General features: G+C 38.2%; 24 protein-coding genes. 16 read left to right on the plus strand and 8 right to left on the minus strand.

Features of this window, described 5'->3' with window-relative positions; all coding sequences use genetic code 11:
* Positions 1-87: 87 nt before the first annotated feature.
* Together HC176_RS13795 and HC176_RS13800 are read left to right on the plus strand one after the other, a co-directional pair.
* A complete protein-coding gene (locus HC176_RS13795) occupies positions 88-1,023 on the plus strand; it encodes a T9SS type A sorting domain-containing protein (protein ID WP_167919258.1) in 936 nt (311 codons plus the stop codon).
* Positions 1,024-1,165: 142 nt separating this feature from the next.
* Entirely contained in the window at positions 1,166-3,073 is a 1,908-nt protein-coding gene (locus tag HC176_RS13800; RefSeq protein ID WP_167919260.1) for a T9SS-dependent choice-of-anchor J family protein, read from the plus strand.
* 3 nt (positions 3,074-3,076) lie between these two features.
* On the opposite strand, the gene HC176_RS13805 is transcribed toward HC176_RS13800, so the two are convergent.
* Entirely contained in the window at positions 3,077-4,108 is a 1,032-nt protein-coding gene (locus HC176_RS13805; RefSeq protein ID WP_167919262.1) for a quinone-dependent dihydroorotate dehydrogenase, read from the minus strand.
* 132 nt (positions 4,109-4,240) lie between these two features.
* Between HC176_RS13805 and pepT the strand changes: the two genes are divergently transcribed.
* Together pepT and HC176_RS13815 are read left to right on the plus strand one after the other, a co-directional pair.
* Positions 4,241-5,485: a peptidase T gene (gene pepT, locus HC176_RS13810; RefSeq protein ID WP_167919264.1), complete on the plus strand. Its 1,245-nt coding sequence runs from the start codon at positions 4,241-4,243 to the stop codon at positions 5,483-5,485.
* Positions 5,486-5,527: 42 nt separating this feature from the next.
* Positions 5,528-6,634, plus strand: a complete 1,107-nt coding sequence (locus HC176_RS13815; RefSeq protein WP_167919266.1) for a competence protein CoiA family protein — start codon at positions 5,528-5,530, stop codon at positions 6,632-6,634.
* A 23-nt stretch (positions 6,635-6,657) separates the two neighbouring features.
* Here HC176_RS13815 and HC176_RS13820 read toward each other — a convergent pair whose 3' ends face one another.
* Both HC176_RS13820 and HC176_RS13825 read right to left on the minus strand, forming a co-directional pair.
* Positions 6,658-7,710 (minus strand): RluA family pseudouridine synthase, encoded by a 1,053-nt coding sequence (locus HC176_RS13820; protein ID WP_167919268.1) that lies wholly within the window; start codon positions 7,708-7,710, stop codon positions 6,658-6,660.
* Positions 7,707-8,267: a PASTA domain-containing protein gene (locus tag HC176_RS13825; protein ID WP_167919270.1), complete on the minus strand. Its 561-nt coding sequence runs from the start codon at positions 8,265-8,267 to the stop codon at positions 7,707-7,709. Before HC176_RS13825 ends, HC176_RS13820 begins: the two co-directional genes overlap by 4 nt.
* A gap of 179 nt (positions 8,268-8,446) precedes the next feature.
* Between HC176_RS13825 and HC176_RS13830 the strand changes: the two genes are divergently transcribed.
* Positions 8,447-9,427 carry a D-alanine--D-alanine ligase gene (locus tag HC176_RS13830; protein WP_167919272.1) on the plus strand — a complete coding sequence of 327 codons (981 nt, stop codon included), beginning with the start codon at positions 8,447-8,449 and terminating at the stop codon, positions 9,425-9,427.
* Between the two features lie 152 nt (positions 9,428-9,579).
* On the plus strand, positions 9,580-10,038 hold the full coding sequence (gene coaD / locus HC176_RS13835) for a pantetheine-phosphate adenylyltransferase (RefSeq protein ID WP_167919274.1): 459 nt from the start codon (positions 9,580-9,582) through the stop codon (positions 10,036-10,038).
* Between the two features lie 315 nt (positions 10,039-10,353).
* Here coaD and HC176_RS13840 read toward each other — a convergent pair whose 3' ends face one another.
* The 3 genes from HC176_RS13840 to HC176_RS13850 all read right to left on the minus strand — a co-directional run bounded on the left by HC176_RS13840 (position 10,354) and on the right by HC176_RS13850 (position 13,239).
* Entirely contained in the window at positions 10,354-12,021 is a 1,668-nt protein-coding gene (locus HC176_RS13840) for a SulP family inorganic anion transporter (protein WP_167919276.1), read from the minus strand.
* 80 nt (positions 12,022-12,101) lie between these two features.
* Complete coding sequence (locus HC176_RS13845; RefSeq protein ID WP_167919278.1) at positions 12,102-12,485, minus strand: DUF7793 family protein; 384 nt, start codon at positions 12,483-12,485, stop codon at positions 12,102-12,104.
* A gap of 172 nt (positions 12,486-12,657) precedes the next feature.
* The gene (locus HC176_RS13850) at positions 12,658-13,239 is read right to left on the minus strand and encodes an NUDIX hydrolase (protein WP_167919280.1); all 582 of its coding nucleotides are present in this window, start codon (positions 13,237-13,239) and stop codon (positions 12,658-12,660) included.
* A gap of 135 nt (positions 13,240-13,374) precedes the next feature.
* On the opposite strand from HC176_RS13850, the gene pyrE reads away from it, so the two are divergent.
* Positions 13,375-14,019 carry an orotate phosphoribosyltransferase gene (gene pyrE / locus HC176_RS13855; protein ID WP_167919318.1) on the plus strand — a complete coding sequence of 215 codons (645 nt, stop codon included), beginning with the start codon at positions 13,375-13,377 and terminating at the stop codon, positions 14,017-14,019.
* Positions 14,020-14,051: 32 nt separating this feature from the next.
* A complete protein-coding gene (locus HC176_RS13860; protein ID WP_167919282.1) occupies positions 14,052-14,447 on the plus strand; it encodes an SRPBCC family protein in 396 nt (131 codons plus the stop codon).
* On the opposite strand, the gene HC176_RS13865 is transcribed toward HC176_RS13860, so the two are convergent.
* A complete protein-coding gene (locus tag HC176_RS13865) occupies positions 14,444-15,175 on the minus strand; it encodes a biotin--[acetyl-CoA-carboxylase] ligase (RefSeq protein WP_167919284.1) in 732 nt (243 codons plus the stop codon). The two genes, HC176_RS13860 and HC176_RS13865, sit on opposite strands and share 4 nt — an antisense overlap.
* A 93-nt stretch (positions 15,176-15,268) precedes the next feature.
* On the opposite strand from HC176_RS13865, the gene rsfS reads away from it, so the two are divergent.
* From rsfS to HC176_RS13905, 8 genes are all read left to right on the plus strand, one after another.
* A complete protein-coding gene (gene rsfS, locus HC176_RS13870; RefSeq protein WP_167919286.1) occupies positions 15,269-15,640 on the plus strand; it encodes a ribosome silencing factor in 372 nt (123 codons plus the stop codon).
* A gap of 9 nt (positions 15,641-15,649) precedes the next feature.
* Complete coding sequence (gene ftsH / locus HC176_RS13875) at positions 15,650-17,632, plus strand: ATP-dependent zinc metalloprotease FtsH (RefSeq protein ID WP_167919288.1); 1,983 nt, start codon at positions 15,650-15,652, stop codon at positions 17,630-17,632.
* 111 nt (positions 17,633-17,743) lie between these two features.
* Complete coding sequence (locus tag HC176_RS13880) at positions 17,744-18,361, plus strand: LUD domain-containing protein (protein ID WP_167919290.1); 618 nt, start codon at positions 17,744-17,746, stop codon at positions 18,359-18,361.
* 74 nt (positions 18,362-18,435) lie between these two features.
* Positions 18,436-19,257, plus strand: a complete 822-nt coding sequence (locus tag HC176_RS13885; RefSeq protein WP_167919292.1) for a phosphatidate cytidylyltransferase — start codon at positions 18,436-18,438, stop codon at positions 19,255-19,257.
* Complete coding sequence (locus tag HC176_RS13890; RefSeq protein ID WP_167919294.1) at positions 19,247-19,897, plus strand: phosphatidylserine decarboxylase family protein; 651 nt, start codon at positions 19,247-19,249, stop codon at positions 19,895-19,897. The genes HC176_RS13885 and HC176_RS13890 overlap by 11 nt, the downstream gene beginning before the upstream one ends.
* Positions 19,897-20,163: an acyl-CoA-binding protein gene (locus HC176_RS13895; protein ID WP_167919296.1), complete on the plus strand. Its 267-nt coding sequence runs from the start codon at positions 19,897-19,899 to the stop codon at positions 20,161-20,163. The genes HC176_RS13890 and HC176_RS13895 overlap by 1 nt, the downstream gene beginning before the upstream one ends.
* A gap of 170 nt (positions 20,164-20,333) precedes the next feature.
* Positions 20,334-21,740, plus strand: a complete 1,407-nt coding sequence (locus HC176_RS13900; RefSeq protein WP_167919298.1) for a hypothetical protein — start codon at positions 20,334-20,336, stop codon at positions 21,738-21,740.
* Positions 21,731-22,321 (plus strand): hypothetical protein, encoded by a 591-nt coding sequence (locus HC176_RS13905; protein ID WP_167919300.1) that lies wholly within the window; start codon positions 21,731-21,733, stop codon positions 22,319-22,321. The genes HC176_RS13900 and HC176_RS13905 overlap by 10 nt, the downstream gene beginning before the upstream one ends.
* Positions 22,322-22,519: 198 nt before the next feature.
* On the opposite strand, the gene HC176_RS13910 is transcribed toward HC176_RS13905, so the two are convergent.
* Positions 22,520-25,153: a valine--tRNA ligase gene (locus tag HC176_RS13910; protein WP_167919302.1), complete on the minus strand. Its 2,634-nt coding sequence runs from the start codon at positions 25,151-25,153 to the stop codon at positions 22,520-22,522.
* Between the last annotated feature and the right edge of the window lie 78 nt (positions 25,154-25,231).

A 25,231-nucleotide genomic window follows, 5' to 3' on the forward strand; every position in this document is an offset into this window, starting at 1 on the left:
AAGCATAAACCGTAATGAAAACAAGTTTAAAAAATCGTTTTGTAAGACCATTAACTACCAACCGACTACTAAAAAAAGTTTCTTGCCATGAAAAAAACTACCTTCCTACTCTATTTATCCGCTCTTTTAACCGTTAACTTTTCAATAGCCCAAAGCACAGCCATTTACGATGTGGTTTTTGAAAGCGTTTGGGAATCGGTTGAAAATAACCCCGAACAAGGCATCAGTATTATCGATTTGCCGAGTAACGCCCATTGGTCGCCATTGGTTTTGGTTACCCATAAAACTGTAAACAGCTTTTGGATGTTGGGACTACAGGCTTCTGCTGGGATGGAATTGATAGCTGAAGAAGGCGACACCTCTATTTTTGAAAATGAAGTAAACGCCAATGCCGATGCCAACCAAGTTATTGTTGGCAGCGGATTAAATTCTGGAAAAGGCACCATCGCCATTAATAATATTGAAGTCAGTGAAGATTTTCCATTGATGACTCTAGCCTCGATGATTGCACCAACCCCTGACTGGTTTATTGGCGTTAATGGTGAAAATTTAAGATCGGGTAATCCCAATGTTAATGACGGATGGAAAGGCACTTACTCTCTGGATTTATACCCGTATGATGCGGGTACCGAAAACGGTGATATGTATTCCGTGAGTAACCCCGAAACCAATCCCATCGGTGTCATTTCGTCTTTATCGAACATTTCACCTTTTAATGATAAAAAAATTGGTACTATCACATTTATTTACGATTCTTCAACGCTGGGCATAGATACCGATACCGCCCAGAAAAAGCCGAAAATATATCCCAATCCTTCGCAAGGTCATGTTACCATTGCTAATGTAAAATTGTACTCTGTTGAAGTGTACAGTGTTATTGGCAAATTGATTGATAATTTTAAAATCAATCAAAACAATGAAACAACCAACCTCAACCTTTCCCATTTAAAAAGAGGTGTTTACTTCCTGAATTTAAATGAATTAAATGGGGGAAACCATACACACAAACTTATTATCGACTAAGTCTCAACGGTTTAAAATAATTGAATTTTACGTTTTTAACATCAACAAATTGTTAACTAATCGACAATATTAGCGTTACATCGTTAATATTATTCTGTAGGTTTATTTCCACATACATTTGGCGTAGAAATATTTTCCCCAAATGAATATTTTAACCTACAAAAATCACCTTTTACTGTTGTCGATGGTCTTATCGACCGTGCAGTTTGTATTTTCACAAAACCACATTGAAAGTTGCGGCACTTCTTTTTCTGAAGAAAGTATTTCATTTTACAACAGCATAGCCCCCCAACTTAAAACAATAGAAAATCGGTTTTTAAATTCAAACGTTGGGCGAGGGACTTCTGCAAAACCAATTATAAACAGCATTCCCGTTAAAGCGCATGTTATTAGAAATTCTGATGGCAGTGGCGGACTTTTTGAAGCCGATATCAACCGAGCCATTTCAGAACTTAATCAGGTTTTCAACGAAGCTAAAATGGAGTTTTTTCTTTGTGATGGCATCAACTATATCAACGAAGATAAACTTTGCCATTTTCAAAAAGGCGATGAAGCTTCTTTAACCGAAACGCACTATGTTCCTGGACTAATCAATATTTTTTTCACCAATTATATTGAAAATAATTCCGAAGAAAGCATTTGCGGATATACCGAAAACGCAGGAAAGACCGATTTAATTGTTTTGAAAAACGACTGCGCCAAAAACGGTTCGTCATTAGCCCACGAAATGGGGCATTATTTTTCATTATACCATACCCATGGGAACAAGGCCAGTGGCACCGACGAGCTTGTGGATGGCAGTAATTGCGATACGGCAGGCGATGGTATTTGCGACACCCCGGCCGACCCCGGATTAACCCCAAAAATTATGGGCTACGGCTGCAATTACATTGGCACGGCTCAAGATGCCAATGGTGATTTTTACCAGCCCGACACTCAAAATATTATGTCGTATGCTAGTAAAATTTGTCGTACCCATTTTTCACAACAGCAATTGGCTCGCATGTATGCCTTTTATATCACAGCTAAAAATTATTTGTCCTGTCCGTCATTTAATGCAGATATCACTGCAAATGTTACCGAAACCTGTGAAGATTCACTAACCGTAAATTTTGAAAGCACTACAAACGAAGCTACAAATTGGCAATGGGACATCAACAGCGATGGCATTGTAGATTATACCTCGAAAAACCCCACACATACTTTTAAAACTGGTATTTATGATGTTACCTTAACGGTAGAATGCAAGGATAAAATAGCCACAAGGGTGTACCATAACCTGATAAAAATAGGGACACAAAACGAATTTTTAGACGAAGATTTTGAAGATTTCGATATGTTGGGCAAGCACGGTTGGAGCACAAACGATACTGCCGGTAACGGCTACAATTGGTTTTTGGGCAAAGGCATAACGCCTTCGGAGGGCACAGGTCCGAATATTAAAAACGACTCCTTTCTATTTGTTGAAGCCAGTAATGGCGAGCCGGGCGACGTGGCCGAATTGATTTCTCCATGTTTTAATGTAGATTATGAAAATAGCGGTTTAGAGTTTTCGTACCACATGTTTGGAAAACACATGGGCGAACTGCACGTAGATATTAAAACTGCCGAAGGCTATATTAATGATGTTATACCGCCGCTTGTGGGCAACCAGCAAAATAATGAAACTGACGATTTCAAAACAAAAACCATCGACTTATCGGCTTATGCTTACCAAACCATAAAAATCCGCTTTCGTGCTATTCGTGGAGCAAATTGGGAAGGCGATTTGGCTATCGACAACATTATATTCCAAACTATTTACACAGCCATTACCGACAAAGTTTATAAAGTTTACCCCAATCCAGTTACCGATAATTTACTTTATATCAAAAACAACAATCCTAGTGAAGTGGCTACTTATACTATTACTAACTTAATGGGACAACCATTTTTATCAGGCACGATAAATAATAATTATCCCATTGACGTAAGTCGATTATCATCCGGGAATTATATCCTGAGCATTTTCAACGGAAAGTCGAGAACCGTAAAACGGTTTATAAAATAGAATTTACTTTTTAAGAATAGCCTTATTAATTTGTTTTACCAAACTCGGACCTTCATAAATAAAGCCGGTATAAATTTGAACTAAATCGGCACCAGCTTCAATTTTCTCTAGTGCATCCTCTGCTGAATGGATACCACCAACCCCAATAATCGGAAACGCTTTGTTGCTTTTATCTGAAAGATATTTTATAACCTGAGTGCTTTTTTCTTTGATGGGTTGGCCACTCAATCCGCCATTACCAATAGCTTCCAAACGCTCTTTTGAAGCTTTTAACCCACTTCTATCCGTAGATGTATTACTGGCAATTACCCCATCCAGTTTAGTATCAATAACCAACTCAACAATCTCGTCCAATTGCACGCTGTTTAAATCGGGAGCTATTTTCAACAAAATGGGCTTTTGCTTTTCAAACGTGTTATTGGCCTTTTGCACCGCACCAATCAATTCTTCCAAATAATCTTTGTCATTTAATTTCGCATGGCTCCCAACATTGGGGCAACTTACATTCAGCACAAAATAATCTACGTACTGATGCAGGGCGTTAAAACATTCCAAGTAATCTTTGGTATAATCTTCGGGTTTAGTTTGCGTGTTTTTACCAATGTTTCCTCCAATAATTAAATTCCCTTTTCGTTTTTTCAATTGGGCTATGGCCGCTTCCACTCCTTCATTGTTAAACCCCATTCGGTTAATGATGCCTTGGTCTTCCTTCAGTCTAAAGAGTCTTTTCTTTTTGTTTCCGGGCTGAGCTTTAGGGGTTACCGTTCCTATTTCAATAAACCCGAAACCGAAATCTTCCAACTCATGGTACAATACCGCATTTTTATCGAATCCAGCGGCCAACCCCACTGGGTTTTTAAAAGTCAACCCGAAAAGTTCACGTTCCAACTTCGGGTCTTCAAGCACATAAAGGCTTCTAAAAACGGACTTAAATCCCGGAATTTTTGAAGTGAATTTTATCAGCGAAAATGTAAAATGGTGAATGTTTTCTGGATCAAACGAAAAAAACAGCGGGCGAAGAATACTTTTGTACATCGGTAATATTTGTGCAAAAATACGTCTTATTAAAAAATCAGGCAATTCGAAGGGACAAAAAATTAATAATCGTATTTTAGAGGACTATTTAACAGTTATTAAACACACCCCAAAAACTAAAATTTCCCTGTAATGATTTCAAAAGAGCACATTATAAAGCGATTTGTAAGTTACGTTACTATTGACACCGAATCCGACCCCAATTCGAACACCACACCCAGCACCAAAAAACAGTGGGATTTGGCCATTAAACTCACCGAAGAACTGAAGTCCATTGGCATGAGCGATGTTTCTATTGATGAAAATGCATACATTATGGCTACCCTGCCCAGTAATGTAGAACACGACGTGCCCACTATAGGGTTTATTTCGCATTTTGATACTTCGCCCGATTTTACAGGTGCCAACGTAAAGCCGCAAATTATTGAAGAATATAACGGAAAGGATATTGTTTTAAACCGCGAAGAAAACATTGTGCTCTCTCCAGATTATTTTGAAGATTTACTGCAATACAAAGGGCAAACCTTAATCTCAACCGATGGCAATACCCTGCTTGGTGCCGATGATAAAGCTGGAATTTGCGAGATTGTGTCGGCTATGGAATATTTAATCAACCATCCAGAAATAAAGCATGGAACAATTCGGGTTGGCTTTACCCCCGATGAGGAAATTGGCCGTGGCGCCCATAAATTCGATGTTAAAAAATTCGGAGCCGATTGGGCCTACACCATGGACGGCAGCCAAATTGGCGAACTGGAATATGAAAATTTTAACGCCGCCAGTGCCGTGGTAAAAATTAAAGGTAAGATTGTGCACCCAGGCTATGCCAAAGGAAAAATGGTAAACTCTATGTACATCGCTAACGAGTTTATCAATTCGCTGCCACGAATGGAAACGCCCGAACACACTGATGAGTATCAAGGTTTTTTCCATTTGCACGATATGGAAGGTAATGTGGAAGAAACCACTTTGCAATACATTATCCGCGACCACGATAAAAAGCATTTTAAAGCCCGAAAAGAAGTGATGCTAAACCTTACCGACGAATTGAACTCACAATACGGGCGCGAGGTCATCACCACCGAAATTAAAGACCAATATTTTAATATGCGCGAAAAAATAGAACCCGTAATGCATATTGTTGATATTGCTGAAGCCGCTATGAAAGCTGTTGATGTGGAGCCTATTATAAAAGCGATTCGCGGTGGTACCGATGGTTCGCAACTTAGCTATATGGGACTGCCCTGTCCCAATATTTTTGCCGGCGGACATAATTTCCACGGTCGATACGAATACGTCCCCGTGGAAAGCATGATTAAAGCCACTGAGGTGATTTGTAAAATTGCGGAGTTGACGGCTTTGAACTCGAAAACTTGATGCTAGTATAAAAAATCTAATGCTTTTTTGTTTACCATGTAAATGAATCAGGTTGTTAAAATAAAAAAAATCGAAGATGCCTTTCCACAAAAAGGGGTTTGGTATGACTACTATGGTGACATTTTCGTTTCTGTAATTCCTCTTGAAAACAAAAAACACATAAGAAGAAAAGCTAAATTATTTGGAAACAAAAAAGACAGTAACACATCAGTTTGGCATTTAAAATGGCAATATGAATCAATTGAACGCTTCTTTGGTATTCCTGTTAGCGGCACTAAAACTTATGAAGTTCCAATATTCGTAGACGGCGAGAAACACATTATTGACAGTTTAGTGTTTGATAAGATTGCCATAGAATTCCAACACACCCTTTCTGTTTCTCTGGATGAAATAGACAATAGGAGTATCGCTCATAAAAAAGCTGGATATTTACCTTACCTCGTTTTAGATTTTACAACTTTTGACTACAGCCAGTATATTGACAACAATGAAAAATTAATTCAAAGAATAAAAAAATGGTTGAAATCTGAATATTATAAAACAAACAATCTTTTTTTAGATTTTTCAGATAAAATTATTAGGCTTTCATCTAATGTAAAGGATGAGTTTATCTTATATGATCATAGCGTTTTTATAAAAGAGCTTTTAAACTTAGAAAAGTTCTTAAAAAAAGAAATTAAAATTTTTGAATCAATTCAAATAAAAAGACAAAAACGGAAAGAGGAAAGAGAAAACCATGACTTTGAGTTACAAAAACAAGAAAATCGAGAAGAAAAATTCAAAAGCGAAAATTACGAGTATTTTAGAAAATGTTTCCGTAATTCCAAAATAAGACCTTATGTTGCTGATTTCGCCAAAGATTTATTCGGATATAGGATTGATAATGGCAGCTATTCTGATGGTATTTGGGAAAAATGCTACACATATTACTCTAAAGAAAACGATTTTTCCATCCATTACACAAATATTTCTCTTTATACTGAAACCGAACATTTCAGTAAAGGTAAAATTTATAGAAAAAAGAATTTTACATTTCTTAATTCAAGAGTTGAAATTAATGTTGGAAAAAGCCAAAAATTCAAAGTTCACGTTTTTGAAATAAAGAAAGGAAAAACAATAAAACTAAACTCAATTGGTTTGCCTTTTTAAACAATAACAAGTGAAATCCCCCACTAATCTTCCACCTCCTGATGCTTGGCATAATTCCGCCATTTTTCAATACACTCCTGCATATCGTCGGGTATGGAGGTATCGAAACTCATAAACTCGTTGGTTTTAGGATGGGCAAAGCCCAGAGTTTTAGCGTGCAACGCTTGGCGTGGCAATACTTTAAAACAATTTTCCACAAATTGTTTGTATTTGGTAAAGGTTGTGCCTTTTAAAATTTTATCTCCACCATAGCGTTCGTCGTTAAACAAAGTATGGCCAATGTGTTTCATGTGTACCCGTATTTGGTGGGTTCGGCCGGTCTCCAATTTACAGGACACCAAAGTGACGTAGCCCAAACGCTCTAACACTTTATAATGGGTAACGGCAGGCTTGCCTTTATCGGCTTCATCGTCTAAAAAAACGGTGTTTTGCAATCGATTTTTGGGGTGACGCCCAATGTTACCCTCAACCGTGCCTTCATCTTCAGTTACATTGCCCCAAACCAAAGCCACATACTCGCGCTCGCTGGTTTTTTCGGCAAATTGCAACGACAAATGGTTCATGGCATGCTCGGTTTTTGCCACGACTAAAAGTCCGCTGGTATCTTTATCAATACGATGCACCAAGCCAGGGCGCTCACTGGAATTATTTGGCAAATTATCAAAACGGTAAATCAATGCATTTATCAAAGTACCGGAATAGTTGCCATGACCGGGATGCACCACCATCCCTGCGGGTTTGTTTACCACCAAAAGTTGGTCGTCTTCGTAAACCACATCGATATCCATATTTTCGCCCACCAATAAATTTTCATGCGGCGGATGCGCAAACAAGACTCTAATATTGTCGAAAGGTTTTACCTTGTAATTCGATTTTATGGGTGTGCCGTTTACAAAAATACTTCCGTTTTTGGCTGCGGCCTGAATTTTATTCCGTGTAGCGTTTTCAACAAAATTCATTAAATATTTATCAATGCGCAGCGGGCTTTGCCCTTTTTCCACAGTAAAGGCATAATGTTCGTAAAGATCGTCGTTATCCTCATCGTCGGGCAGTTGTGGTGTGTATTCGTCTATCATTGTGGTCTGTTTCCGTTACCCAACACCAAATCAATTACGGAGGTTTTTGGCAGTTTATCGCCCGCGTGAATCAGGTCGCCTTTATGTGATAGCTTCAGTACCATATCTTTGGCAATATTATCTTCGTAAGTGATGTTTCCTACCTTAAAGCCCAATGCCTCCAAGGTTGGTTTTACCTGCCTAAACGTTTTATCAATCAGCCCGTCAGGAATTCTGATTTTTCGGTAACCCGAAGGGTTCAATGTGATATATATTTTTCGGTTTTCCTTAACCTTATCGCCTACTTTTGGATCTTGATCGATCACCGAATATTTCGGATAATCGGGATTATAATTGGCCGAGTCCTGAATTTTCATCTCCAGATTATTCTGTTCCAACTCCATTTTGGCCACTTCAATAGACTTCCCCCGTAAATCGGGAACGGTTTCAAAAGTACCGTGGTTTGTGCTAATATTTAACCATTTCAAAATAATAAAACACAGCACAGCAAGAGCCACAATGGCCAATACAATTTGCTTTAAAAAGGCTTTACTGGTAAGGAATTTTAATGCACTCATCTAAAGAATTTTCAATTAGGCAAATATATAAAAACAGAACTGTTTTTTCTTTTGCTATTTATATGATATTTTAGCTCGACGTATTACTAACTATAAACAAATACGTTTTATTGTCGATTAAGGATTTTTCCAAATACTAACATTAATTTTTCGCTTCCGCGGAAGCAATACCTCCAATCATGAAGCACATTGCCATTATAATGGGCGGTTATTCCAGTGAATACCAAATATCGCTAAACAGCGGAAACGTGGTTTACGAAACCCTCGACACCACAAAATACAAAGCCTACCGCATACATATTTTTAAGGACAAATGGGTATATGTAAACGATGAAAACACCGAATTCCCCATTGATAAAAATGATTTTTCGGTTGAAGTTGAAGGAAACAAAATCACTTTCGACTGTGTGTTTAACGCCATACACGGCTCGCCGGGCGAAGACGGTTTTATGCAAGCCTATTTTAAACTTTTAAACATTCCGCACACCAGTTGCAGCATGTACCAAGCGGCACTCACTTTTAACAAAAGGGACTTGTTGAGCACCTTAAAACCCTATGGCATAAAAACGGCCGAATCGTTTTATTTGAATTTGGACGATACCGTTAACGAAGATGCCATTATTGCCAAAGTGGGACTGCCCTGTTTTGTAAAGGCCAACAAGGCCGGAAGTAGTTTTGGAGTGAGTAAAGTGCACAAAAAGGAAGATTTGCAAAATGCGATTGATGTCGCTTTTAAGGAAGACGACGAAATTATCATCGAATCGTTTTTGGAAGGTACCGAAGTGTCGGTGGGCGTTATTACCTACAAAGGTAAAACCAAAGTGCTGCCCATTACCGAAATTGTTTCCGAGAATGATTTTTTTGATTACGAAGCCAAGTATTTGGGTAAATCGCAGGAAATAACCCCCGCGCGACTTTCTGCCGAACAGGAAGCCAAAGTCACCGCCGAAGCCAAAAAGGTTTACAAGGTATTAAAAATGACGGGGTTTAGCCGAAGTGAATTCATTTTTAAAAATGGCGAACCGCATTTGTTGGAAGTGAATACCGTACCGGGACTCACCAAAGCGAGTATTTTACCGCAACAGGCCGCAGCCGCAGGTATTTCATTGGTAGATTTGTTCGGTAATGCTATTGAAGAAGCCCTGAGAAGCCTCCCTTAATCCCCTCAACCATTAACAATAAAAGCCATAATATTAATAAACTAATAAAACTGTATCTTTGAGGTTAGTTGTCGTTCCTGAACAAACAGGAATTCGCTTAAATCAAGTTGCTAAATATAACAGATTCCTGCCTTCGCAGGAATGACAGAGTCATGAAACGAGCATTATTTCCAGGGTCTTTTGACCCCATTACTTTAGGGCATTACGATATTATAAAACGGGGCATTACCGTTTTTGATGAAATTGTAGTGGCCATTGGTATTAACGCCGATAAAAAATACATGTTCTCGCTAGAGGAACGCCAAAAATTTATTGAAAAAGCTTTTAAGGATGAACCCAAAGTTACCGTGGTAACTTACGAAGGTTTAACGGTTGATTTTTGTCAAAAAATAGGGGTTGAATTTATTTTACGCGGACTGCGAAATCCCGCCGATTTTGAGTTTGAAAAAGCCATTGCCCACACCAACCGAAGCCTTTCGGAAATTGAAACCGTATTTTTATTGACAGCGGCCGGAACCTCTTATATTTCGTCGTCCATTGTGCGTGACGTGATTAGGAATAACGGAGATTACACCAAGTTGGTTCCAGAGAGTGTACGGATAGAAAAATAAACTTCGTCCGTGATAATCCTAGTTTCTTTAACTTATTGCGTGTTTAGTTAAAATTCGTCAATTCGAGTGGATTTTTCGATTGCAATGAGAAAAATTTTTATCGAGAATTAGAATTTTAATACCCAAAAAATTCTCGATATAATTTTTTATGCTCCGCTTAGTTATCTTCAATCAAAATATATTTTGATTTCGATAATCTCAAAATCTAACTATCTGACGATTAAATTAAACTCACATTCGAAATGACAAGAAACTCTTAAGATTTCACAAAAACTCAACTTTGCGGCTCGGCGCCTTTGCGAGCCACTTAAAAAATTAAAAGAATTTATACTCCGAAAGTGACTTGGGGAACTCCTCTGGATTTTCAGCCAAGTGGTAACGAGGGTCGTCTACATCTTCAACAATCACTTCCCTAAATTTAGGGCTGGCCTTATAAAGCAACACTTTACAATCTGTACTAAGGTGCTTTAATTTTATTTTTTTGCCTTCGGCCTCGTATTTATTTACCAAATTAAAAATCGCTTCAAGTGCCGAATGGTCGCTCACACGAGATTCCACAAAATCGATAATGACATTATCAGGATCGTTCTTTATATCGAATTTTTCATTAAAAGCGAGTATCGAACCAAAAAACAATGGTCCCCAAATTTCGTAAGTTTTGGTTTTTCCATCATCTGAAATACGTTTTCTGGCCCTAATTTTCTTAGCATTTTCCCAAGCGAACACCAATGCCGAAATGATTACCCCAACGAACACGGCTATGGCCAAATCGTAAATTACCGTAACGGTTGATACAATGACCAACACCACGGCATCGGCCAATGGAATTTTTCTAATAATACGGAAACTAGACCAAGCAAAAGTTTCAATAACCATCATAAACATTACCCCAACCAATGCAGCAATCGGCACCTGTTCGATATATTTATCGGTAAATAAAATAAAGGTCAATAAGGTTACGGCCATCATAATTCCCGACAACCTACCACGTCCACCTGCATTAATATTGATTACAGTTTGCCCAATCATACCACAACCTCCGGTTCCACCGAACAATCCGCTCACCACATTACCAGCACCTTGGGCAATACATTCGCGGTTTCCGTTGCCACGGGTTTCGGTAAGTTCATCCACCAAATTCATGGTCATTAACGACTCAATCAACCCGACTGATGCCGCCAAAAACGCATAAGGCAAAATAAACTGTAAAGTATCCAAATTAAAAGGCAGGTTTTGCCAAAGTTCGGTATTGGGCGTTGGAAATTCCCCTTTTAAGCCCGTTCCGCCGCCTTCAACAATATACGAGCCTACGGTGCTTACGTCCAGTCCGCCAAAAACGACAACACCAGTGGTAATTAAAATAGCGGTTAAAGCGGCAGGTAGTTTAGTGGTGATTTTTGGCAATACCCAGATAATACCCATGGTGAGCAACACCAACCCGAGCATCACGTAAAGTTCAGTACCCTGCATCGGGATGTTGATATATTCCTTAACGCCTTCGGCAGTAATATTCAATTCTTTATGCGAAAACATGCGTACTTGGGCCATAAAAATAACAATGGCCAAACCGTTTACGAAACCCATCATTACGGGATGCGGAATTAAACGCACAAACCGGCCAAGTTTAAACACACCGGCCAAAATTTGAAAACCGCCCATTAAAATCACGGCTGCCAAAAGATAAAAATACCCCATGTTTTCAATGGGCTGTTCGAACAGCATGCCTCTGGTATGTCCTTCGGAAATAAGGTGTACAAAAATAACAGCAACCGCTCCAGCGGCACCCGATATCAATCCAGGGCGCCCTCCAAAAATGGCGGTAATCAAACCGATTATAAAAGCCCCCGAAAGCGCTACCAAAGGGTCTATTTGGGCAACAAAAGCAAAGGCCACCACCTCTGGAATCATAGCCAATGAAGTCGTGATTCCAGCTAATACATCATCTTTAGCATTGGGCGTAATCTTTCTTACAAAATCTGTCATTTTCGCTATTTTATGCTACAAATTTACAGCTTAATAACAGATTAGCAACAGTATTTTCTTTAATTAAAAAAACAACACAACTATAACGTTTGAGAATATTGCAGGGCTCCCAGCCAAGACAAGGCTTCATCTCTATCCTGAAATATCTTTATTTTGGAATTAACCTCTTCGTTTAAACTCAATAGCGTTTTGGTTGACATTAATGACGATGCATTGGTAACAACAACCGCTACCGCTTTAATTTCTTTTAAACGACCAATGGCTAGTTGAGCTTTAAAAGTATAAGCGTAAGAATATTTTCTATTGATTAACAACAATATTGGCGTATCTAAGTTGCTTAACAAAAAGTCGTGGTACTCGGCTACCATGATTTCATCCAACTCAACACCTTCATCAACCACTACCTCTGCTAATTTTTTTTTATGAATTATTATGGTAGCAAAAGACAGTCTATAACTTTTCATGTAATCCTTAATTTAAATGGAAATACTTAAAACTATAAACACTTCTGAGATTTTGTTCTAATAGCAATATAAGGGGTAAACCTAAAGCAAATGTATGCCTTTTTTCTTTATGTGCTTTGCCGTTTATCGAAAACACGAAATTGAAAAATGCCACTGTTTTATAATCAAAAAGTTACACCAAAATTTTTATGTTGGCGTATGAATTTTCTAGAGCGGCCTCAATTTGGGAATTACTGAGCCATTCTACCTTAGTGATGCCTTCGTCCTCTTGCCCGTTCAGCTTGCCACTAAAATTTGTTTTCATTTCAAACCAGTAAGTTACCTTTATTTTATAACGCCCATTGCGCTTAAAAATATGGTAAGTGGTCTCCAATGGCTTGGTTATTTGCAGTCCGTTAACCCCAGTTTCTTCAGCCACTTCGCGTATGGCTGTTTCTTCAATGGTTTCTTTTTTTTCTGCTTTTCCTTTGGGCAAATCCCATTTATCATTTCGGTAAATGAATAACACTTCGCCTTTATCGTTATATACTTTTCCTCCACCGGCCACTACGTTGGGCAGTTTCTTTAAAAACTTTTTTAATAATTTATCTTCGTTTTTATGTATCAGTCGCGCTTCTTCAAGTTGCCCTTTATTGAGCTGCCTAATCACCTTTTTTAGGTTTACCGTTTTAAGCAAATAGTTTTTAAAGTATGTTTCCTTTTCAACTACGGTGGTTAAAACGATGGGCTTATCACCAACAAAAACTTTGTACATAGGCTTTGTTTGTTATCAAATTCTACATGGTAAAAATATCATTTTTACTAGCAATCTGGGCATTGTTGAAAAAAATATTTTTGATTAAACGCCTGTCCATTCGGTAAAATTAAATTTATGCTTAATTTTGTTGCTATGATTTTCAACAAAGATACCGCCAAAAAAACAGCCGAAGTTTTACTGCAGGTCAATGCGATAAAACTCAGCCCCAAAACACCTTTTACTTGGGCATCCGGCTGGAAATCCCCCATTTATTGCGACAACCGAATTGTGTTGTCTTTTCCACCCATTCGCAATTACATTCGCGAAACCATGGGCAAACACATTGAGCGCCAATATGGCAAGCCCGATGTTATTGCCGGTGTGGCCACAGGTGCCATTGGCATAGGCATGTTGGTGGCCGAATATTTGGGGCTACCCTTCATTTATGTGCGTCCGGAAGCCAAAGGTCACGGTCGAAAAAACCAAATTGAAGGTTTTGTTGAAAGTGGACAAAACGTTGTGGTGGTCGAGGATTTGATCAGCACCGGAAAAAGCAGCCTAAATGCCGTAAAAGCCCTAAAGGAGGCCGGTGTTAATGTTAAGGGTATGGTGGCCATTTTTACCTATGGTTTTGATGTGGCTAAAGAAAACTTCGAAAAAGAACACCTGATGCTGCATACGCTGAGCAACTACGAAAGTTTGTTGGAACAGGCCTTGGAAACCAACTACATTACGCAAAAGGAAATCAAAACATTATCGGAATGGAATGCCAACCCCAGCGAATGGAACGCCGATTGATAAGTTAAAAATTTAAACTTTTAAATGTATTTATGAATTTAGAATCACCTAAAGTTAGCGTTGGTAAATCTCCCGAAGATATTTTCATTTTTTTGGAAGACGTTAAAAATTTTGAATCCCTAATGCCCGAAAATATTAGCAAATTTGAAGTGTTGAGCGACGACACTTTTATTTTTGCTCTGTCTGGCATGCCAGAAATCACCTTAAAAAAGAAAGAAGTAGTGCCTCCAAACAAAATTGTTTTTGGTGCTGCCGGCGGAAAAATAGACTTTTCACTAATTGGGCATATTACCGAAAAAGATGAAAATTCAAGTGAAGTAAAATTGGAATTTTTGGGCGATTTCAACCCGATGATGGCCATGATGATAAAAAAGCCTATCAGCAAGTTTATTGAAACTTTGGCTACCAGTATCCCGAAAGCGGTTTAATACAAAAGGGAGATTTCTTTGAGGTTGAATTCCTTTAGGATATCATCTTCCAACAATACTTGAAGGCACCCCGATGGGGCCACGCCTTTTATAAAACCAGAAAACATCAAACCTTCAGCATCCTTAAATGTTGAAGGTTTATTTTTTCTAAACAGCAAGTTTTCATATTCAGTTTTAACCTCGCTATGCCTACCTGCTTCCAAAAGCAAAAAATAATGCTTCAATTGTTGCAAAATGCCCAAAGCCAACTCATCGGTATCAAAATGCTGCCCAGTAATGCGTTTTAACGACGAGGCCTGTGGCAAATTTTCAAACTCGGTTTGGTTCACATTTAGTCCGATGCCAATAATGGAGGCATTGATGCTGTTTTGTTTTATGACATTTTCGATTAAAATGCCGCAAATTTTCTTGTTTTCTGACAAAATGTCGTTTGGCCACTTTACACTCAATCGTGGTAACGACAATCCGTGCAAAGCATTCAACACCGCCAAAGCAGCAGCCATACTCATGTAAAATGGTTCTTTTAAATCGATAGCCGAAACATCCTTAAACACGCTAAACGTTAGGTTTTTAGACGATTCACTCAACCAAACTGTACCCCGCTGCCCTTTTCCTTGAGTTTGGTTTTTAGTAATTACAGCGGTGTAATCCTCAACCTTCTCCAAGGTGTTCAAATGGCGCAAATAGCTGTTTGTGGAATCGGTGGCATTAAGTTTGATTATACGCATTTGCAGGTTATTTTACAAGTATTCAATCTTATGATTATTTTAAAGTATAAAGAACCAAAAAAATAATAACTTTGCACAAATTAAATAAATTTAATGGCGAAAGAAAAAACAAGCGCAGACCAACTCATATCGGTAATTTTAAGTGGTATTGAGGATGTTAAAGGAAAAGAAATTAGCATTTTAGATTTAAGGGAAATTGAAAACACGGTTTGCGATTACTTTATTATATGCGAGGGTACTTCAAACACACAAGTAAACGCCATTGTTAACTCCATCCAGAGAAAAGTAAGCAAAGAATTAAAAGACAACCCTTGGCATACCGAAGGGGCCGATAATGCCGAATGGGTATTGATTGACTATGTAAATGTTGTTGTGCACGTGTTCCAAAAGCACATTAGGGAATATTACGACATTGAAAGCCTTTGGGGCGATGCAAAAACAACAATTATAGAAACAAGTTACTAAAAAACTGTAATGGCAAAAGATAAAAAAAACAACAAAGACAATAAACCAAAATTCAGTCCATACTGGATTTACGGAATACTTATAGCTATATTTTTAGGGTATTCATTGCTAAACAGCGGCATTGAAGAAAATAGTGGTTCTATTACAACTGCTCAGTTTTTCGATTATTTGGAAGATGGCGACATTGCCAAAGTAGATATTATAAAAAACACAGGGGTAGCCAAAGTATATTTAACCCCAGAAGCTGAAGCCAAAGAAACGCACAGGAAATCAAAACCACAAACGTTTATACCAACTTCTGCACCGCTTCCAAATTATAAACTTAAATATGGTACTTTAGAAAACTTTGAAGACGACATCAAAAACGCCATCAAAGACCTGAACAATAAACCCATTGTAAAATTCGATATCGAAAACAACGAATGGGGCAATTTACTTATGAGCATATTGCCATTTATTTTGCTTATCGCCGTTTGGATTTTTATTATGCGACGTATGTCAGGTGCAGCTGGCGGTGGTGCTGGCGGACAGATTTTCAACATCGGAAAATCGAAAGCCAAGTTGTTTGACCAAAACACCGAAGTAAAAACCAGTTTTAAAGATGTTGCCGGGCTTGAAGGCGCTAAAGAAGAAGTACAGGAAATTGTAGATTTCTTAAAATTCCCTGAAAAATACACCACCCTTGGTGGAAAAATACCAAAAGGCGCTTTACTTGTAGGCCCTCCGGGAACCGGTAAAACTCTTTTGGCCAAAGCCGTTGCTGGCGAAGCCAAAGTTCCATTCTTTTCACTTTCGGGATCCGATTTCGTGGAAATGTTCGTTGGGGTTGGTGCTTCGCGTGTGCGCGACTTATTCAAACAAGCCAAAGAAAAATCGCCTTCCATCATTTTTATTGATGAAATCGATGCGATTGGCCGTGCCCGTGGTAAAAACGCGATGTCTGGAAGTAACGACGAACGCGAAAACACCTTGAACCAATTATTGACAGAAATGGACGGTTTTGGCAGCAATACCAACGTTATTGTGATGGCCGCCACCAACCGTGCCGATATTTTAGATAAAGCCTTAATGCGTGCCGGACGTTTCGACCGACAAATTTTTGTCGATCTTCCCGATGTTCGTGAGCGCAAGGAGATTTTCGAAGTGCATTTAAGACCTTTAAAAAAGGCGAAGGATTTAGATTTGGATTTCCTTTCCAAACAAACTCCAGGCTTTTCGGGTGCCGATATTGCCAACGTATGTAACGAAGCCGCTTTAATCGCTGCCAGAAATGGCAAAAAAGCGGTAGACAAACAGGACTTCCTTGATGCGGTAGACCGAATTATTGGCGGATTGGAAAAGAAAAATAAAATCATCACGCCTAGTGAGAAAAAAGCAGTGGCTTACCACGAAGCGGGCCACGCCACCGTAAGTTGGATGTTAGAGCATGCCGCTCCGCTGGTAAAGGTAACAATCGTACCTCGTGGGCGCTCATTGGGAGCTGCTTGGTACTTACCTGAAGAACGCTTGATTGTTCGTCCGGAGCAAATGCTTGACGAAATGTGTGCTGCCCTTGGTGGTCGTGCTGCCGAAAAGGTCATCTTTGACAAAATCTCAACAGGTGCTTTGAGTGACCTCGAAAAAGTAACTAAACAAGCTCGCGCCATGGTTACCGTTTACGGATTGAGCGATAAAATAGGAAACTTAACCTATTACGATTCTAGCGGACAAAGTGAATACGGTTTCACAAAACCTTACAGTGAAGAAACCGCCGAGCTTATCGATAAGGAAATTTCCAGAATTATTGAAGAACAGTACGAACGTGCTGTTAAATTGCTGGAAGAACATAAAGATAAGTTAACCGAATTGGCAGAAGTGTTGCTCGAAAAAGAAGTGATTTTTAAAGACAATTTGGAAAAAATATTTGGCAAGCGCGCCTTTGAAAAAGAAGAGCCTATTTTAGCAAAAACGGAAATAACGGAAGATAAGATAGCAAAAGACGAAGAAGAATAGGCCTAAACCCATAATTTTCACAAGGAAATCTTAAATTAGCCGCAAGGTTAATTTAAGATTTTTTATATTTGATAAACCTCATGTAAATCACGGTTAATAGCAAATCATTAAATGAGTCTTTTTAGAAAACTTTTTGGTTCTAAATCAGAACGATCAGAACGGCCTGAAGATGAAATAAAATCTGATGAGCGTGGCAAATACATGCCCGAAATAAAGCTTCCGATAGACGAAAGGTTTACCATAAATTTTAAAGCAAACGGCGGTAAGTTCTTGTACTGCGAAGACTTAAACGAAGTTTACGGCAATTTTGAAAATATAATAGCTGAAAATAAATGGGGAGACCAAAAAGCCTTGTTGATTGATAAAAACTTGCAAGACAAGTTTAAAAACACCTCGGCCATCCCATCAAAATCAGCCGGCGAATCGGCCTATTTTTTAACCACTTGCGAAAACCTTATAGCCAATGATGGTTCACTTTTAATTTCATCGCAACAAATTTTCGAAAAAAAACTTATCGAACTCCCTGAAAACTTTGTGGTTTTTGCTACCACCAGCCAAATTGTTGAAAATATTAGTGAAGGGCTTCGCGGTATAAAATTGAAAAACAAACAAAAAATACCCACCAACATTACTACCATCAAGCATTTTAAATCGAGCGACGAAAAAGACTTTTTAAGCTATGGCAGTAGTGCTAAAAACCTCTATCTGCTTCTTTTAGAAGATTTATAGCCAGCGGAACTTTCACCAGTCCGAACAAACCAAAACCGTAAAATCCACAAACTAGCTGTTAAAAACTAAACTAAATGAAAGAAATTCTGGTAAGATCACTTTCAGGCATTATATATGTTTTACTCTTAATAGTAAGTTTGTTTTTTGAAAATGCTCTTATTGCCCTCTTTTTTGTTTTTGGTTTAATCTGCCTCAGTGAGTTTAAAAAACTGATTCAGCTAAAAAGCTATATCGCCTATATCATTTTTATTGCGCTTTACGGCATTTTTGGTTTTTGGCAAGTGGTGTGGAATTCAGAATTGGGACTCAACGAAGCAACCCAAATTCTAATGGTACTTTCCATATTTGTAGAGTTGTTCCTAATCAAGGATTTGTTTTCAGAAAAAACCATTCCGCTATTCAGTTCAAAACGCTATTTACTCACTACTTTTTATCTGTCTAGCGCCTTTGTTTTCTTGGTTTTAATCGCTAACTTTTATGAAACTTATAATCCAAACATTTTACTGGGTTGTTTTATTTTGGTTTGGGTTAACGATTCGTTTGCTTTTTTAGTGGGAAAAAACTTTGGTAAACAGAAACTTTTCGAGAAAATTTCACCAAAAAAAACGGTCGAAGGCTTTTTGGGCGGTTTATTTTTCGCTTGTGTGGCAAGCTATTTTATTGCTACCTTTACAGACACGTTGAGCTTTACCAGTTGGCTTGGTTTAAGTATTATTGTTAGTGTTTTTGGCACTTTGGGCGATTTAATAGAATCGAAGTTTAAGCGACAAGCCAAAGTAAAAGACAGTGGTATTATTATGCCGGGCCACGGCGGACTGCTCGATAGGCTGGACAGTATCATTTTTGCTGCCCCTTTTATTTATTTATTTTTAAGAATTATACACTATGTTTCATAAAGAAGGCCATAAAATTATATTTGTAACGCTTGTTATTGTTGTTGCCGGAGTGTTGTTGGCCGATAGTTACATAAGCATCGGTTGGCTGCGTACCGTTGTTATGGTCGTTTTAATTGGCTTTTTAATTGCCATTCTTCAGTTTTTTAGAAACCCCAAGCGAAACACAGTTCCGAACGATAAACAAGTGGTATCGCCCGTTGATGGTAAAGTAGTAGTGATTGAAGAAGTTTTTGAAAAAGAATACTTCAAGGAAAAACGCTTGCAGGTAAGCATATTTATGTCGCCCGTAAACGTACACGTAACCCGCTATCCTGTTGGCGGCAACGTTATTTTCAGCAAATACCACCCCGGAAAATACTTAGTGGCTTGGCACCCAAAAGCCAGCGAAGAAAACGAACGTACAACCGTTGTGGTTGAAAACCAAACTTTTGGAAAAGTGTTGCACCGCCAAATTGCGGGCGCCTTGGCCAAGCGCATTGTAAACTATGCTAACTTTAACGATAAAGTGGCTCAGGGCAGTGAATCCGGATTTATAAAATTTGGATCACGTGTAGATGTTTTTTTACCCTTAAATACCAAAGTTAACGTAAGCCTAAACCAAAAAGTTCGAGGAGGAGAAACCATTATCGCCACAAAATAATGGGCAAAAGCAAGCTAGATATCGCCTTTCAGGAAGCCGTAGACCAGGTGAACGCCCACAAGGAGCCCTTTCCTGCCGACACCCTTTTAAAGCTCTACGCCTACTACAAAAAAGCCACCAATGATTATGGGCGCCCACGAAGCAAAAAGCCCATAATTAATGCCTTTAAAACCAACGCCCTCTTCCAAGCCCGCAACCTTACCGAAAAAGATGCCAAAAAAAAATACATCGAATTGGTTAACGATTACTTTTTGTATAGGAAGTAATAATTACGATAACTTGATTTTGTAGAAATTTTCAACTACTTTCGTTTAACGACGGACATAAATCACCTGTAATGAACTTGTTTGAGTAATAAAACGATGCATATCCTTAAAGTTGTAGGCAATATACGCACACATTGAAAATTAATTACTAAGTTTAAACAACGGAACACATGAAAAAACAAAAACTCCAAAACCTACTTAAATTCAGGATTTTAAGCTTTGGAATTCTAATACTTTTTTGGAATTGCCAAACCGAAGACTACGACCAAAATTCACTGAATGACATTCAAGAAATTAAAAACACCTTTAGTCTTGATAATTTTAGTGATAATAACATTAAAGATAATTTAATTGTTCACTGGAATTCTTTTAATTCTCAAAAAAGCAGCGATAAAAAATCTACTCTATACCAATTTAATACTGATTTTAAGCTAAACACTAAAATTGAAAATAAGAATCTAAAACTATTTTCTACATTCAAAATTTTAGCTTCTAAAAACAATACGGGAGCATGGAACATATCATTGATCAAGTTAGTAACAAACAACAAAAATGATTTAGAAGATGTATTTTATTTCTCTACAAACACTTTTTCTGGAACAATATCACATTACAACTTAAAAGGGGAGCCCCAAAAAATTGAAGGTTATGAAAATGGCATTTTGGTTAGTGAGTTTTTCGATACGAATAAAACACTTTTTTCTAAAAGACCTCTAAAAACTAAAAATGACGGTGATAATGGAAGTTCTAATGGTGGCGGAGGTTCTTTTGTTTTAATATCGGTTAGAAATTTTACAGACTGGTATAAGGTATATCCAGACGGCACGAAAGAATATACTCATACAGCATACAACGGCACAACATATGAGTATATTTACGTCCCTTCTGGTAGCAATTATAACACAAACTACACTAAAAATACACCACAATATTATAATTCCACTCCTCCTACTTACAACAGTAATGTTGATGACAAAATTGATGATACCCAACTTACAGGAAAAGCTAAATGTATATATGATAAATTAACTCAAAGTAATAGTAATCTATTTAAAGAAACCATAGGGCAATTTATTGATGACCCTAAATATAATTTGACTCTCACTATCGGTCAATGTTCTACCAGTGATGATGCTTGTACTAATACAGTTAATTTAGCTACAACAGGAGAAATTATTATTAAAATAGAAGACAACAATACTAATCCTCTGCAAATGGCGCAATATATCCTTCACGAAGCCATTCACGCAGAACTATATAGATTTGTAAGCAGATATGAATCGGGAATTGATCCAAATAATCGACCTAGACTATTTCAGCTCTTTAAGTATTATAGCGAACTTTATAATATTGGAGATATCCAACATATATACATGACAGAAAAATATATAACCCCTATTGCATCAGCTTTAAGAAAATTAGATGGATCCAAATACCCATTAGATTATTATAAAGCATTTGCTTGGGACGGTTTAAGAGTTTGGGATGCTAGTAATTTACTCAATGTAGAAATGGATTCAAAATATGAAGACTATAGAAGAATTGTAATCGAAAATACTACAATATCATGCGACTAAAACATATTATAATTCTGTTTATCTTAATCAGTATTAATTCATCTTGTAATTATCAAAAATCATCTCAAGAACTGGAAGATATTTATAATTTAGTTATTGACAAAACTGTTAAACCATTACCTCCACCTCCTCCAAAACCAGGAGACAACTCTAGCATGTCCCAAAAACTAAGAGATTCGTTAAGAAGTATCAAGTTAAACATTGCTATTTCAAACCGTTTAGAGTTATATAATATACAATCATTCAATATTTCCGATTATAAAAACTATCAAAGCGCGAAAGAGAACTTAATAGCCAATAATAATGAAATACTAATGATGAAAAATTGGTTAAAAACGGACAAAGGACATAAAATAAAAGTTATAAGTGAAAAAGAGTCTAATAAAAAAGAGCTATTCAAAAAGTATAGGGCTATTATTTCTTTATCAAATATTGGTTTTAATCAAGCTAAAAATAAAGCAATAACAATTGTAAGGGTTAGTTATGCACCAAAACTATCTGGAACAGCGATTCTATATCTTTTAGAAAAAATTAATGGGAAATGGAAAATTGAATATGAAAAAGTAATAGAAATATCTTAAAATTACCGCCTACAACACGGTATATAAAAAATAGCAGTAAAGAGCTAAATTTAAGGTTTAGTTCTTTACTGTTATCATCGTTCCTAATCCGAAAATTGACCCCCCGCTAGCGCTCGTCTTCGACGAGTGCTAGCCAACAACAATACAAAAAAAGCACTCGTCACAGACGAGCGCTAGCAATAATCCATCAAAAACCGTTTACCCCAAACTAGCCAAACTAGCCTTTAGCGTTTCAATTTTAGCCAAGGCATCGGCTTCTTTTTTCTTTTCGGCGTTTACCACTTGCTCGGGTGCTCCGGCAACAAAACGCTCGTTAGAGAGTTTCTTTTGCACAGATTTTAAAAAGCCTTCGGTGTAATTGAGTTCTTCGGTAAGCTTTTTAATTTCAGCTTCCACGTCAATAGCTCCAGCCATCGGGATAAAATATTCGTTGGATTTCACCCTAAAGGTCAAGGCGCCTTCAATAGCTTCCGTCACATATTCAACCGCTTCCAAATTACCCAATTTGGCAATCACCCCATCAAAAGTTTTGTTGGTGTTTTCGTTATTGATTACCGAAAAGCCAATCGCTTCCTTAAAGGCGATATTCTTTTGTTTTCTGATGTTTCTAATTCCTGAAATCACTTCCGAAGCAAAATCGAACTCCGCAATCAAGGTTTGGTTGATGGTTTTACTTTCTGGCCACTGGGCAACAATCAAGGCTTCCTCTAGTGTTCTTTCTGCAATATACTGCCATATTTCTTCGGTAAGGAACGGCATAAACGGGTGCAATATTTTTAAGTTGTTTTCAAAAGCTTCGATAACCGCTTTATAGGTTCGGGCATCGATGGGCTTTTGGTAAGCCGGTTTAATGATTTCTAACAACCACGACGAAAAATCGTCCATAATCAATTTGTAAGTGGTCATCAAGGCATCGCTTAAACGGTATTTACTAAAGTGGTCTTCAATTTCGGTTAAAGCCTTTTGGAACTTGGCTTCGTACCACTCCAAGCCTACTTTTGCAGTTGCGGGTTGCGGAATGTTTTCGTCAACTTCCCAACCTTGAATCAGCCTAAAAGCGTTCCAAATTTTATTCGCAAAACCTTTCCCCTGTTGGCAAAGCGCTTCATCAAACAACAAATCGTTACCTGCCGCACTACTCAACAATAAGCCCACGCGCACGCCGTCGGCACCGTATTCTTCAATGAGTTTCAAAGCGTCTGGTGAATTGCCTAACGATTTACTCATTTTTCGGCGTTGCTTATCGCGCACCAAACCGGTTAAATACACATTGGTAAACGGCTTTTCGCCTTTGTATTCGTACCCGGCAATAATCATTCGGGCTACCCAAAAGAATAAAATATCCGGACCGGTAACCAAATCGTTGGTGGGGTAATAGTATTTTATATCGTCGTTTTCAGGATTGTTGATGCCATCAAAAACACTCATGGGCCACAACCACGAAGAGAACCAGGTATCGAGTGCATCGGGGTCTTGACGTAAATCTTTCTCGGTTAAGGCAGGATTTTTGGTTTTCTGTCTGGCCAAATCGAGTGCCAGTTGCATGTTTTCGGCCACTACAAAATCCTCTTTTCCGTCACCGTAATAATAGGCTGGTATTTGCTGCCCCCACATCAACTGACGGGAAATATTCCAATCGCGGATGTTTTCCATCCAGTGTTTATAAGTATTCTCAAACTTTTTAGGGAACAACTTAATGTCTTCGGTCTTTAAAACCGCATCAATAGCTGGTTTTACCAACTCTTCCATTTTAAGAAACCATTGGTCGCTTAAGCGCGGTTCGATTACAGCTTTGGTTCTTTCGGAAGTCCCAACTTTATTAACATGCGTTTCGGTTTTCACCAACTGACCGTTGGCTTCCAACTCGGCAACGATTTCCTTTCGTACCACAAAGCGATCTTTGCCTTGGTAATGCAGCCCGTAGCTGTTCAGCGAAGCATCATCATTAAAAATATCAACCACTTCCAATTGGTGCCTATCGCCCAAAACCTTATCGTTTTCGTCGTGTGCTGGGGTTACTTTTAAGCATCCCGTACCGAACTCGACATCAACATAATCGTCTTCAATAATTGGTATCACCCTTCCGCAAATGGGCACAATGGCTTTTTTTCCTTTTAAGTGCTTAAAACGTTCATCGTTCGGGTTGATACAAATGGCCGTATCGCCAAAAATGGTTTCCGGACGTGTTGTAGCAATGGTTAACGTATCGTCGCTGCCTTCAATTTTATACTTTAAATAGTAAAGATTACCTTGCTTTTCTTCATAAATCACCTCTTCGTCCGAAAGGGTGGTTTTAGCCTCAGGATCCCAATTTACCATTCGGTAACCACGATAAATCAATCCTTTGTTGAATAAATCGACAAACACTTTTATTACCGATTCGCTCATGGCATCGTCCATGGTGAATTTGGTTCTATCCCAATCGCACGAGCAACCCAATTTTTTTAGCTGTTCCAAAATAACGCCGCCGTATTCGTGCGTCCACTCCCAAGCATGTTTTAAAAATTCCTCGCGGGTTAAATCGTTTTTATCGATACCTTGTTCCTTCAATTTGGCCACCACTTTCGCTTCAGTAGCAATAGAGGCATGATCGGTACCCGGCACCCAGCAAGCATTCTTTCCCAATAATCGGGCGCGACGTACCAAAACGTCCTGAATGGTATTGTTTAGCATGTGCCCCATGTGCAAAACTCCAGTTACGTTTGGCGGCGGAATTACAATGGTGTAAGGCTCTCTTTCATCGGGTACTGAATGGAAATAATTATGGCTCATCCAATAGTTATACCACTTATTTTCTACCTGACCGGCATCATATTTTGAAGGAATTTGCATGCTTTGGAATAGTTTTTGAACATTTTAGTCTGCAAAAGTACTTATATTTCTTTTTTCACAAAAACAATATAGGCTTTA

Source organism: Tamlana crocina, from assembly GCF_012037625.1.

Bases quoted from the DNA above. Each gene is read 5' to 3' on its own strand.
- HC176_RS13825 (WP_167919270.1), bottom strand. From the start codon at position 8,267: ATGAGTGCATTAAAATTCCTTACCAGTAAAGCCTTTTTAAAGCAAATT.
- HC176_RS13895 (WP_167919296.1), top strand. From the start codon at position 19,897: ATGGGCAAAAGCAAGCTAGATATCGCCTTTCAGGAAGCCGTAGACCAG.
- HC176_RS13850 (WP_167919280.1), bottom strand. From the start codon at position 13,239: ATGTACAAAGTTTTTGTTGGTGATAAGCCCATCGTTTTAACCACCGTA.
- ftsH (WP_167919288.1), top strand. From the start codon at position 15,650: ATGGCAAAAGATAAAAAAAACAACAAAGACAATAAACCAAAATTCAGT.
- HC176_RS13840 (WP_167919276.1), bottom strand. From the start codon at position 12,021: ATGACAGATTTTGTAAGAAAGATTACGCCCAATGCTAAAGATGATGTA.
- HC176_RS13860 (WP_167919282.1), top strand. From the start codon at position 14,052: ATGAATTTAGAATCACCTAAAGTTAGCGTTGGTAAATCTCCCGAAGAT.
- HC176_RS13910 (WP_167919302.1), bottom strand. From the start codon at position 25,153: ATGCAAATTCCTTCAAAATATGATGCCGGTCAGGTAGAAAATAAGTGG.
- HC176_RS13885 (WP_167919292.1), top strand. From the start codon at position 18,436: ATGAAAGAAATTCTGGTAAGATCACTTTCAGGCATTATATATGTTTTA.
- HC176_RS13905 (WP_167919300.1), top strand. From the start codon at position 21,731: ATGCGACTAAAACATATTATAATTCTGTTTATCTTAATCAGTATTAAT.
- pepT (WP_167919264.1), top strand. From the start codon at position 4,241: ATGATTTCAAAAGAGCACATTATAAAGCGATTTGTAAGTTACGTTACT.
- HC176_RS13900 (WP_167919298.1), top strand. From the start codon at position 20,334: ATGAAAAAACAAAAACTCCAAAACCTACTTAAATTCAGGATTTTAAGC.
- HC176_RS13815 (WP_167919266.1), top strand. From the start codon at position 5,528: ATGAATCAGGTTGTTAAAATAAAAAAAATCGAAGATGCCTTTCCACAA.
- HC176_RS13795 (WP_167919258.1), top strand. From the start codon at position 88: ATGAAAAAAACTACCTTCCTACTCTATTTATCCGCTCTTTTAACCGTT.
- HC176_RS13845 (WP_167919278.1), bottom strand. From the start codon at position 12,485: ATGAAAAGTTATAGACTGTCTTTTGCTACCATAATAATTCATAAAAAA.
- HC176_RS13820 (WP_167919268.1), bottom strand. From the start codon at position 7,710: ATGATAGACGAATACACACCACAACTGCCCGACGATGAGGATAACGAC.
- pyrE (WP_167919318.1), top strand. From the start codon at position 13,375: ATGATTTTCAACAAAGATACCGCCAAAAAAACAGCCGAAGTTTTACTG.
- coaD (WP_167919274.1), top strand. From the start codon at position 9,580: ATGAAACGAGCATTATTTCCAGGGTCTTTTGACCCCATTACTTTAGGG.
- HC176_RS13830 (WP_167919272.1), top strand. From the start codon at position 8,447: ATGAAGCACATTGCCATTATAATGGGCGGTTATTCCAGTGAATACCAA.
- HC176_RS13880 (WP_167919290.1), top strand. From the start codon at position 17,744: ATGAGTCTTTTTAGAAAACTTTTTGGTTCTAAATCAGAACGATCAGAA.
- HC176_RS13800 (WP_167919260.1), top strand. From the start codon at position 1,166: ATGAATATTTTAACCTACAAAAATCACCTTTTACTGTTGTCGATGGTC.
- HC176_RS13805 (WP_167919262.1), bottom strand. From the start codon at position 4,108: ATGTACAAAAGTATTCTTCGCCCGCTGTTTTTTTCGTTTGATCCAGAA.
- rsfS (WP_167919286.1), top strand. From the start codon at position 15,269: ATGGCGAAAGAAAAAACAAGCGCAGACCAACTCATATCGGTAATTTTA.
- HC176_RS13890 (WP_167919294.1), top strand. From the start codon at position 19,247: ATGTTTCATAAAGAAGGCCATAAAATTATATTTGTAACGCTTGTTATT.
- HC176_RS13865 (WP_167919284.1), bottom strand. From the start codon at position 15,175: ATGCGTATAATCAAACTTAATGCCACCGATTCCACAAACAGCTATTTG.